The sequence below is a fragment of the Leucobacter celer subsp. astrifaciens genome (assembly GCF_001273835.1).
In the GTDB taxonomy this organism is placed as follows: domain Bacteria; phylum Actinomycetota; class Actinomycetes; order Actinomycetales; family Microbacteriaceae; genus Leucobacter; species Leucobacter celer.
Window position 1 is genome coordinate 1 of the sequence record NZ_JHEI01000182.1, and the last position, 251, is coordinate 251.

Here is a 251-nt window from a genome sequence, read left to right on the forward strand (position 1 = left end):
GGCTGCACCTGACGTCGCGATCGCTGCACCGACGCCCGCGCCGCCGACGATGAGCCCGGTGATGGCGACGGCGGGGGCGGCGACGGAGGCGGCGAGGCCGAACGCGAGCGCCGCGACGACCAGGCCGTCGATGGCGAGCGGGCGGCGCAGGCGGCCGGAGGCGAAGCGGCCGGCGCCGAGCCCGCCGGCGGCCGAGGCGAGCACGAGCGCGGTGGGGAGCGTCGCTGGCGGGACGGAGTCGCAGGCGAGGG

The 251-nt window shown here is 80.5% G+C and carries 1 pseudogene; it reads right to left on the reverse strand.

What is annotated here, in order from left to right:
* Window positions 1–251 (reverse strand): annotated as a pseudogene (locus AMS65_RS19870) (MFS transporter); the annotation flags it as partial.